Below are 9,803 nucleotides of genomic sequence, written 5' to 3'. Positions count from 1 at the left end.
AAAGCTGATCAAATGCGGTTTAGTCGTCATTCTCATTTTTGATCTGGAATTTAAACTCTTCCGAGAGCAGCAGTTGCGCGCCATGCGTGACCACCTCAGTGCCCGCGCGCAGGTTATTGTCAAACCAGCCATCATCCAGCTCTACATCTGACGCCACCGGCTTGCGCAAGAAAGTATCCGCTTGGGTTTTGACATAGAGCCAGGCCATGCCGCCATGCCAGACGATCGCCTGGTTGGGCACGACCACCCCCTTGAGCATGGCCGACGACGATTGCGCAGGCACGACGTTGACGCGCATGCCTACGCGCAGAAAATCGGCAGGGGCGCTATAGAAATAGGTTTTGCCTATATTGCTGATATCGGTCTGTATCGATTGCGAAACATAGTCGGCGCGTATAGGTTTGACTTCATCCTGGATAGGCGAGATGAAAATGGTGGAATTCGCTTCCGGCTCTTTGAAATTCAGCGGGAAACTGACTTGCACCAATACTTTCTTTTGCATGAGCAAGTCATGCAGCGGGCCGGATGACGGCTGCTGGGTGATCAGTGTCGCCAGTGGTTTGCCCCATTGCGCGACTATGGTATCTGTCAGCGCTTTCAGCTGTGCCTGGGTGGATCTGATCTGCGTCTGGTCATTGATAACCAGGGCTTGCGCCTCTTGCACAGCTTTATCCGAGACGTTCTTATCGTCCTCATTCAACTGTTTGTAACGCTGATATTGCAGTTGATGGTTAGGCAGTATGCTTTGTGCGATGGCGAGCTGGGTGTTCAGCTGCTGATACTGGCTGTTGTAATCCACCAGTGTCTGTATAGAGACCACAGAGCCGAGCACCTTGATATTGCCATGGTAATCATAACCTTGCAGAGCCTGCACGCTGATACCGCTGTTCTGCTGGGTCGCCAGGTTGAGTTTTACAACCTGCAGGCCGTTTTGCTCGACCACATGCACCGGTCCCTGTATCTCTTCTTCGTCATCATCCTGCATGGTTTCATATTCATCGCGGCCGACCAGCACCACCACCCAGATCAGGACGATGATGCATGCAATCTGAGCGCCTATGATCCAGAGTGCTTTTTTATTCATTTGACTGGCACCTCTTGTGCTTGAATGGCAAACGTTGCCGTTTGTTGTGACAGCAATAATGGCTTCTGCATCACGTTTTCGATCTCCTGCAAGGCTCGCAGCACATTTGCCTGCTGGGTCACCAGCCGTTGCTGGGCCGCATAAAACTGGATCTCGGTCTGCAGATATTCAGTTTTATCGATCAGGCCCTGGTGCCACTGGTTCTCGAGCTGCTGCTTGCGTTGCGATTGCTGGGCATATTCTTGCGTCATGCTGATCAGCAGATTGGCGGCATCGCGGTATTTTAAATAGCTTTGCTCGGATAACTGAATTATATGATGCTGTAGGGCATAAAAGCGCGTGGCTTCATTCTGGCGCACCTGCTCGGCATGTGCCCACAGGTCTGAGGATTTATTCAGCAGATTGAGCATGCCGCCTATGCCCAGCGCCCATATCCTGTCGCCATATTCATAGAGTATGCCAGGGCTGAGCGTGATATCCGGGTAACGTTTGGCCATCTCCAGCCTTAACTGTGACTCGGCCCTGGCATATTGTGCCAGGCCGCGCTGTATATCCATGCGGTTGGTCAGCGCATAATGCTGTATGGTCTTCGCGTCCTGGTAGGCTTGCGGCTGCTCGAACCTGGCTTTAAGTATCTGCGATATATTCACTGCCGCAATATTGAGGGCGACATTGTTCTGGTCAGTCAGCCCGGCATCATGCATGATCTTTTGCTCGGTCTGCCTGATCTGCAGAGTCAGTTGCTGTAACTGCCAGGCTGATTGATCATGCTGCAAGCGTATAGGCAACACATCGGATTTGCCGGCGACCCCGATATCCAGCCTTTTCTGGTAAGCACTTAACAGGCTGGCCTGCGATTTCTGCAGTTTGGCCAGGCTGGCCTGCAAGGCCTGCTGTTCTGCCAGCAGGATCAGGTCCAGGCTCAGTTGCTGCCTGAGCATCCACGCTGTTTCCGAGACCAGTATCTTGGCGATGTCTGCCTGGTAGCTGGCGATATCTATATTGATCTGGCGTTTGTTGGCGGTGATGACAGGAATATTAACCTGCAGCCCATACGCCCAGGGGCTGATGTCGCCATTGGCCTGGTTACTTCTATCTAATTGACCATTCAAACCGATCTGCGGGCGCAGGCCGGCACTGGTGATTCCCGCCAGTGCGACCGCGTAATCTGACTTGGCCACCTTCAGGCTGGGGTGAAAGTAGAGCGCTGAGAGTGTGAGACTGTCTATATCCCAGGCGGTGATCGGCCAGGCAGTCTGAGGGTATTGTGTCTGTACAAACTGCCTGAAACCTTCTTGCGTGGGCTTGGCCTGCTGTATGGTATCTATGTTCTGCTGTTGCTGGATGGGCTTGGCCTGATATGCGATGCCGCAAGCAGCTAGCAGTAGGGGGCAAAGACAGGCAAGGTAGCGCATGACGTCAACAGTATAGACAGGCGACGCGTGGTCGTGCGATGGAATGACTCAACGCCGGAAACTTATTCAACACTTATTCAACAATAGTCGCGTTGACGGCATCCAACGCATCTTGCAACAGGTCTTCAGGTAACTGGTTGATGCTGGTCGCCAGCAAGTCAGCGGCTTCAACGGTACGGATAGGCAGGTCGGCCGAATTCAATTCCGCGATCAATCCTGCTGCCACGCCCGCAATTTTAAGCAGCACTTCGCGCTCTTTCATTAAAAGCTCAAGTTCTGCTCTGAGCATGTTTTCTTCGGCTGAATACATATCCTGTCCTGACACTCACTAAATTACGAAATCAATTCCGCATCTTGCAGTTGAATGCCCGGCTTGTCAATGTGATGTCAGGCAGATTGTGAGCACAGCCTGAATGCGCTATAATGGCGAAGTTGGTCCTGCACGCAAATGCAGTGACTAGATTTGCGAAAGTGGCGGAATTGGTAGACGCACTGGATTTAGGTTCCAGCGCCGCGAGGCGTGAGAGTTCGAGTCTCTCCTTTCGCACCATACACTTAAACCATACATTTTGTATGGACATTTAAAGCCATACAAAATGTATGGTGCGAATTTTAAAATCCAAAGTTTTAAAATTAACTATTTAAAGTGTATTACGATCAATGAGGCTTCCTTTACAGGAGGCCTTTATTGTTTGGGCAAGCCCTTATCAGGTGAACTGACTTAGACAGGATGGAATAAATCATGAAAATCGTACAAACCCCACAGGCACCCGCAGCGATCGGCCCCTATGCGCAAGGCGTTATCGTCGGTAATATGCTGTATACCTCAGGCCAGATCGCATTGCGCCCTGATGGCAGTCTGAATGATGGCGATGTCGTCGCGCAAACCCAGCAGGTGCTGGCTAATCTGCAAGCGATCATCGAGGCAGCAGGTGGTAATTTGCACCAGGTGGTCAAAACGACAGTGTTTTTGAAGAACCTGGATGATTTTGTGGCGATGAACCAGGTGTACGGCGAGGCTTTTGGCACGCACACACCGGCACGCTCTACAGTGCAGGTCGCCAAGTTGCCTCGTGATGTACTGGTTGAGATCGAAGCGATCGTCGCGCTGGGCGAGATTTAAGGTTTTTAAACCTGGGTTTTCAAAACCTGATTCGCTGTTTGACGCGTAGCTTGTTTTATCCGCATTAAACAGGCAACATCCCATCTGTCATAGGCTTCACGGCCGTGCGCTGTTTTGAAGTTTATTTCAATTGCGACTTGTGTTATATTTTTATGCTCTTTTTTCATGATTTGATCACTTTGTAAAGCTTATAGAGTATGGTCAGGTTATGCTAAACATTCAGTGAGGTGCGCCAGGGCGCGCCCATTCACATAACCCATCGTTATCAAACGATTTTTACAGGAAGTGCAGCATGGCAGCAGTATCTGTTGAAACAGTCAGCAACTTGGAACGTCGCATGACAATTAAAGTCCCTTTAGCTCCGCTGGAAGGGCAAATCAGGCAACGTTTGCAACAAATTTCGCGCACCGCCAAATTTTCAGGTTTCCGCCCGGGCAAAGCGCCTGTGGGTCTGGTGAACCAGCACTATGGTAATCAAGTGCGTGACGAGATCTATTCCAAAGCGGTAGAAACCAGTTTTGGTGACGCTGTTGAACAAAACAAGCTGCGTGTCGCGGGCTTTCCTAACATTGAGCATCTGCCATTCCAGGAAGCGGCTCAAGAACTGGAATATGTCGCCACTTTCGAGATCTTCCCCGAAGTCGCTATCGGCGATCTGAGCAAGGTGAAGATCGAGCGTCCGGCACTGGAAGTGACAGACGCTGATGTTGAAAAGACACTGGACGTATTGGTGAAGCAGCGCGTGAGCTATGAGCCAGTCAAGCGTGCATCGAAAAAAGCCGACCGTATCAATATCACACTGACCGCTTCTATCGATGGCCAGCAGGTTGAAAGCACGGGCGACCGTGGCATAGACCTGGTGATCGGTGAGCCTGGCCGCGTGGCTGAGTTTGATGATGCCTTGATCGGCGGCAAAACCGGCACTGAGAAGAGTTTTGATATCACTTATCCTGCAGACCACAATCCTGCCCAGCTGGCTGGAAAAACAGTGACTTATGCAGTGAAATTCATTTCTGTCTCGCAACCGGTGTATCCGGCGGTAGACGCAGAGTTCGCCAAGAACCTGGGTGTTGAAGATGGTAATCTGGACACCATGAAGTCAGAGATCAAGCAGAGCCTGGAACAGGAAGTCGCCAAACGCATCACGGCGCGCCTGAAAGAGGGCGTGTTTGAGGCGCTGGTGAACGAAAGCACTTTCGAGCTGCCAAAAGCGATAGTAGCGGCAGAGACCAATCGCCTGATGCAAACGGCGGCGCAAAACCTGCGTGAGCGCGGTGTAGACCCGCAAACCGTGCCTATGGAGCCTTCAGTGTTTGAAGCCCAAGCGCAACGCAATGCCAAATTGCGCCTGATCCTGACTGAAGTGGTGAATGCCAACGATCTGCAAGCCAATGCAGACCAGGTACGTGCCATGGTGGATACCTTTGCGCTGAGCTTTGAGAAGCCTGCAGAGCTGGTCAGCTGGTACTATGCCGACGTAAAACGTCTGGATGAGCCAGCAGCATTGGCGACAGAAGAAAATGTAGTGGCCTGGGTGCTTGAAAAAGCCAAAGTCACTAACAAGAAAATTAAATTTGATGAATTGATGATGGGTGCTTAAACCATGAATTATATGAACGCAAGCGAAGGCATGATGCAGGAAAGAATGGAGCCGCAAGGACTAGGGTATATCCCTATGGTCATTGAGCAAAGTGGTAGAGGTGAGCGTTCATATGACATCTACTCACGCCTGCTCAAAGAGCGCGTTATTTTTCTGGTAGGGCCGGTCAACGATATGACCGCCAACCTGGTGGTTGCACAGTTGCTGTTCCTGGAAGCAGAAAATCCAGACAAAGACATTTCTCTGTATATCAACTCGCCAGGTGGTTCGGTAACGGCAGGTATGTCTATTTATGACACCATGCAGTTCATCAAGCCGGATGTGAGCACTTTGTGCATAGGCCAGGCCGCGAGTATGGGTGCCTTCCTGCTGACCGCAGGTGCAAAAGGCAAGCGCTTCTGCCTGCCTAACTCACGTGTCATGATCCACCAGCCTCTGGGCGGTTTCCAGGGCCAGGCGTCTGATATCGCGATTCATGCCAAAGAGATCCTGTATTTGAAAGACAAGTTGAACGGCATCATGGCACACCACACCGGTCAACCGGTTGACCGTATCGCCAGCGATACAGACCGTGACAACTTTATGAGTGCTGATGCTGCCAAGGAATACGGATTGGTAGATCAGGTAATTGCCGCACGCGCTGTTTAACTCAGTGAAAAGCGACCAGTAAGGGAATAAATATGGCCAATAAGTCAGATAGCGAAAAGCTTTTGTATTGCTCGTTTTGTGGCAAGAGTCAGCATGAAGTCAAAAAGCTGATTGCAGGCCCGTCCGTATTTATTTGCGATGAATGCGTTGATTTATGTAATGACATCATTCGTGAAGAAATCCAGAGCCTGAACGAGATCAAATCAGCAGATAAGAAACTGCCGACTCCGCAGGAGATTTGTTCCATCCTTGATCAATACGTCATTGGTCAGGTACGTGCGAAAAAGAACCTGGCGGTGGCGGTGTATAACCACTACAAGCGTTTAGGCTACAACCCGCTTTCCGAGGGTAGCCAGGCACCTAAAGACGATGTTGAAGTGCAAAAAAGCAATATTTTACTGATAGGCCCGACCGGCTCAGGTAAAACATTGCTGGCACAAACACTGGCGCGCCTGCTGGATGTGCCATTTGTGATGGCAGATGCCACCACCTTGACAGAAGCTGGTTATGTCGGTGAAGACGTTGAGAACATCATGCAGAAATTGCTGCAAAAATGCGATTACGACGTTGAAAAAGCACAGCGTGGCATTGTTTACATCGATGAAGTCGACAAGATCTCACGTAAGTCTGACAACCCATCCATCACCCGCGATGTATCGGGCGAGGGCGTACAGCAGGCTTTGCTCAAGCTGATCGAAGGCACGATTGCTTCTGTGCCTCCGCAAGGTGGCCGCAAGCACCCGAACCAGGAGTTCGTACAGCTGGATACCACCAATATCCTGTTTATTTGCGGTGGTGCTTTTGATGGCCTGGAAAAAGTGATCCGCCATCGCTCTGAAAAAGGCGGTATCGGTTTCGGTGCCGAAGTGAAGAGCAAGGAAGATATCCGCGCTGTAGGCGAAGTATTGCGTGATGTTGAGCCAGAGGACCTGATCAAATTCGGTCTTATCCCGGAGTTTATCGGTCGTTTGCCAGTCGTCGCAACGCTGGAATCACTGGATGAGGCGGCTTTGATGACTATCCTGGTCGAGCCAAGAAATGCGCTGACCAAGCAATACATGAAGTTATTCAAGATGGAAGGCGTAGAGCTGGAGTTTGAAGAGTCAGCCCTGCTTTTGATCGCCAAGAAAGCCCTGGAAAGAAAAACCGGTGCGCGTGGCCTGCGTTCTATCCTTGAGCACTCATTGCTTGATCTGATGTATGAATTGCCATCGCTGAAAGACTTGTCCAAAGTCATTGTTGATGCGGGTGCGATCGAGCACACCTCTGAGCCTATCCTGATTTACCAGGATGCCCAAAAGCGCGTCGAAAACGCGAGTTAAATCATGCTTGCAATAGCCTTCGGGCTATTGCAAGATACCATCTATGACTCTTGAGAGTCTGTTCTCTTGAATTTTCAAAGTACGTTCCCATCTAAATGCAAAGGCACATGCCTTTGACACTTATTGAAAGAAGCTATGACTGAACACACTTTGTTTGACGCTGAAACTCCGGAAGAAACCGCCTTGATCCCGCTATTACCATTGCGCGATGTGGTGGTATACCCGCATTTAGTCATTCCGCTGTTTGTAGGCCGCACCAAGTCGGTCAAAGCCCTGGAACGTGCTTCAGAAGGCGACAAGAAGATATTGCTGGTTGCCCAGAAGTCTGCCAATAAAGATGACCCTGTTGCAGAAGACCTGTATGAGATCGGTACTTTAGCCACGGTATTGCAAATGCTGAAACTGCCGGATGGCACGGTCAAAGTGCTGGTAGAAGGCTTGCATAGAGTGCGGGTGACTGATTTTACTGAAACTGATGAATGCTTTATGGCATTGGGTGAAGAGGTCGAACAAACCGACCAGAACGACAAAGAGGCCGAAGCCTTGATGCGTACCGTCATGACCCAGTTTGACCAATACGTCAAACTGAACAAAAAGATCCCGCCTGAGATTTTAACCTCACTGGCAACCATTAATGAGCCAGGCCGGCTGGCGGACACCATTTCTGCGCACCTGACACTCAAGCTGGAAGAAAAGCAGAAAGTGCTGGAGATGCTCAGCGTGATTGAGCGCCTGGAACACCTGTTATACCTGATGGAATCCGAGATCGATATCCTGCAGGTTGAAAAACGTATCCGTGGCCGGGTAAAACGGCAGATGGAGAAGAGCCAGCGCGAGTATTACCTGAATGAGCAAGTCAAAGCCATCCAGAAAGAGCTGGGCGAGCAGGACGAAAATGCCGAGATGGAAGAGCTTGAGCAGCGCATTAAAAATGCCGCCATGCCTAAGGAAGCGCTCGCCAAAGTCACCGCCGAATTCAAAAAACTCAAATTGATGTCGCCTATGTCGGCAGAAGCTTCAGTGGTGCGTAATTACATAGACACTTTGCTCAATCTGCCATGGAAGAAAAAAACCAAGATCAGCAAAGATCTGAAAGCCGCTGAAGATATCCTTGATGCAGACCACTACGGCCTGGACAAGGTGAAAGAACGTATCGTCGAGTATCTGGCGGTACAGCAGCGTGTCGGCAAGCTGAAAGCACCTATTTTGTGCCTGGTGGGCCCTCCTGGCGTCGGTAAGACCTCGCTGGGTCAAAGTATCGCCAAAGCGGTCAATCGCAAATTTGTGCGCATGGCTTTGGGTGGCGTACGTGACGAAGCAGAGATCCGCGGTCACCGTAGGACTTATATCGGCTCCATGCCAGGCAAAGTGCTGCAAAGCATGACCAAGGTCGGTGTGAAGAACCCGCTGTTCCTGCTGGATGAAGTCGATAAAATGGGCCAGGACATGCGCGGAGACCCATCTTCTGCCTTGCTGGAAGTGCTGGACCCAGAACAGAACCACACTTTTGCTGATCACTATGTCGAGGTCGACTATGACTTGAGCGATGTCATGTTCGTGGCTACCGCTAACAGCATGAATATTCCCGAGCCATTACTGGACCGTATGGAGATCATTCGTCTGGCTGGTTATACCGAAGACGAAAAGATCAATATCGCCCAGCGCTACCTGTTGCCCAAGCAGTTAAAGGCACATGCGTTGAAAACCACGGATATTTCAGTGGCAGAAAGCGTGCTGCGCGATATCGTGCGTTATTACACGCGTGAAGCGGGTGTGCGCCGTCTGGAGCAGGAGATCGCCAAGATCTGCCGTAAAGCGGTTAAAGAGCAGTTGCTGGCCAAAGGCAAGACCAGAACAGTCAAAAAGATCAACATCAACAGCAAGAACCTTGAACAATACCTGGGCGTCAGACGTTATGACTTCGGTGTGGCAGCCAAAGAGAATCAGGTAGGGCAGGTGACTGGCCTGGACCTCTGTGGGCGGTGAATTGCTGACCATTGAAGCGGTGACGCTGCTGGGTAAGGGTAAAACCATCACCACCGGTAAATTGGGCGATGTGATGCAGGAATCTGTTTCCGCTGCCATGAGTGTGGTCCGCAGCCGTGCCGAAGGTTTAGGCATCAGCCCTGATTTTTACGAGAAAAAAGACATCCATATCCACTTGCCAGAAGGCGCTACGCCCAAAGATGGCCCAAGTGCAGGTATCGCCCTCACCACAGCACTGGTTTCAGTCCTGACAGGCATTCCTGCGCGTGCAGATGTGGCGATGACAGGTGAGATCACCCTGCGTGGTGAAGTGTTACCGATAGGCGGCTTGAAAGAAAAACTGCTGGCGGCCCATCGCGGTGGCATTAAAACCGTATTGATCCCATCTGCCAATGAAAAAGACCTGGTCGATATTCCTGCGAATATCAAAAAAGACCTGGAAATTCACCCGGTAAAATGGATAGATCAGGTGCTCGATCTGGCGCTTGAAAGTGCACCACAGCCACTTTCCGTAAAAACGCCTGAGGTCGAAATCGTGGCTCCAGAAGACGGAAATTCGGAGCAGGCTGTCACGCATTAGTTAAATTGATGCGATTTATTGTCAAAACGCTGGATTAGCGCTTGA

At 50.7% G+C, this 9,803-nt stretch carries 8 protein-coding genes, 1 tRNA gene and 1 pseudogene; 6 read left to right on the top strand and 4 right to left on the bottom strand.

The window, feature by feature from the left end:
• Positions 1-19 precede the first annotated feature (19 nt).
• The 3 genes from ACT6RZ_RS11145 to ACT6RZ_RS11135 form a co-directional block, all read right to left on the bottom strand.
• On the bottom strand, positions 20-1,084 hold the full coding sequence (locus tag ACT6RZ_RS11145) for an efflux RND transporter periplasmic adaptor subunit (RefSeq protein ID WP_444702177.1): 1,065 nt from the start codon (positions 1,082-1,084) through the stop codon (positions 20-22).
• Complete coding sequence (locus ACT6RZ_RS11140) at positions 1,081-2,499, bottom strand: TolC family protein (RefSeq protein WP_444702176.1); 1,419 nt, start codon at positions 2,497-2,499, stop codon at positions 1,081-1,083. The genes ACT6RZ_RS11145 and ACT6RZ_RS11140 overlap by 4 nt, the downstream gene beginning before the upstream one ends.
• A 73-nt stretch (positions 2,500-2,572) precedes the next feature.
• Positions 2,573-2,809 carry a hypothetical protein gene (locus ACT6RZ_RS11135; protein ID WP_379055874.1) on the bottom strand — a complete coding sequence of 79 codons (237 nt, stop codon included), beginning with the start codon at positions 2,807-2,809 and terminating at the stop codon, positions 2,573-2,575.
• A 155-nt stretch (positions 2,810-2,964) separates the two neighbouring features.
• On the opposite strand from ACT6RZ_RS11135, the gene ACT6RZ_RS11130 reads away from it, so the two are divergent.
• Both ACT6RZ_RS11130 and ACT6RZ_RS11125 read left to right on the top strand, forming a co-directional pair.
• Positions 2,965-3,049 (top strand) — tRNA-Leu (locus ACT6RZ_RS11130).
• 192 nt (positions 3,050-3,241) lie between these two features.
• Positions 3,242-3,622, top strand: a complete 381-nt coding sequence (locus ACT6RZ_RS11125; RefSeq protein WP_444702175.1) for a RidA family protein — start codon at positions 3,242-3,244, stop codon at positions 3,620-3,622.
• A 5-nt stretch (positions 3,623-3,627) separates the two neighbouring features.
• Here ACT6RZ_RS11125 and ACT6RZ_RS11120 read toward each other — a convergent pair whose 3' ends face one another.
• On the bottom strand, positions 3,628-3,789 hold the full coding sequence (locus ACT6RZ_RS11120) for a hypothetical protein (RefSeq protein ID WP_444702174.1): 162 nt from the start codon (positions 3,787-3,789) through the stop codon (positions 3,628-3,630).
• 125 nt (positions 3,790-3,914) lie between these two features.
• Here ACT6RZ_RS11120 and tig point away from each other — a divergent pair, with 125 nt between their 5' ends.
• The 4 genes and pseudogenes from tig to lon all read left to right on the top strand — a co-directional run bounded on the left by tig (position 3,915) and on the right by lon (position 9,758).
• Entirely contained in the window at positions 3,915-5,222 is a 1,308-nt protein-coding gene (tig, locus tag ACT6RZ_RS11115) for a trigger factor (RefSeq protein WP_444702173.1), read from the top strand.
• Positions 5,223-5,225: 3 nt separating this feature from the next.
• Positions 5,226-5,870 (top strand): ATP-dependent Clp endopeptidase proteolytic subunit ClpP, encoded by a 645-nt coding sequence (clpP, locus tag ACT6RZ_RS11110; RefSeq protein ID WP_444702172.1) that lies wholly within the window; start codon positions 5,226-5,228, stop codon positions 5,868-5,870.
• A gap of 32 nt (positions 5,871-5,902) precedes the next feature.
• Complete coding sequence (gene clpX / locus ACT6RZ_RS11105) at positions 5,903-7,192, top strand: ATP-dependent Clp protease ATP-binding subunit ClpX (RefSeq protein ID WP_444702171.1); 1,290 nt, start codon at positions 5,903-5,905, stop codon at positions 7,190-7,192.
• Between the two features lie 135 nt (positions 7,193-7,327).
• A pseudogene (lon, locus tag ACT6RZ_RS11100) lies at positions 7,328-9,758 on the top strand (endopeptidase La).
• The last annotated feature ends 45 nt before the right edge of the window (positions 9,759-9,803 follow it).

It is taken from the genome of Methylophilus sp. (assembly GCF_052437885.1).
Classification (GTDB): Bacteria; Pseudomonadota; Gammaproteobacteria; order Burkholderiales; family Methylophilaceae; genus Methylophilus.
Note: the sequence above shows the minus strand (reverse complement) of the source record. Positions and strands in the feature narration are given on the sequence as shown.

What these genes read in the sequence shown, in the direction of transcription:
- ACT6RZ_RS11145 (WP_444702177.1), bottom strand. Translation starts at nt 1,084, where the DNA reads ATGAATAAAAAAGCACTCTGGATCATAGGCGCTCAGATTGCATGCATC.
- ACT6RZ_RS11140 (WP_444702176.1), bottom strand. Translation starts at nt 2,499, where the DNA reads ATGCGCTACCTTGCCTGTCTTTGCCCCCTACTGCTAGCTGCTTGCGGC.
- ACT6RZ_RS11135 (WP_379055874.1), bottom strand. Translation starts at nt 2,809, where the DNA reads ATGTATTCAGCCGAAGAAAACATGCTCAGAGCAGAACTTGAGCTTTTA.
- ACT6RZ_RS11125 (WP_444702175.1), top strand. Translation starts at nt 3,242, where the DNA reads ATGAAAATCGTACAAACCCCACAGGCACCCGCAGCGATCGGCCCCTAT.
- ACT6RZ_RS11120 (WP_444702174.1), bottom strand. Translation starts at nt 3,789, where the DNA reads ATGAAAAAAGAGCATAAAAATATAACACAAGTCGCAATTGAAATAAAC.
- tig (WP_444702173.1), top strand. Translation starts at nt 3,915, where the DNA reads ATGGCAGCAGTATCTGTTGAAACAGTCAGCAACTTGGAACGTCGCATG.
- clpP (WP_444702172.1), top strand. Translation starts at nt 5,226, where the DNA reads ATGAATTATATGAACGCAAGCGAAGGCATGATGCAGGAAAGAATGGAG.
- clpX (WP_444702171.1), top strand. Translation starts at nt 5,903, where the DNA reads ATGGCCAATAAGTCAGATAGCGAAAAGCTTTTGTATTGCTCGTTTTGT.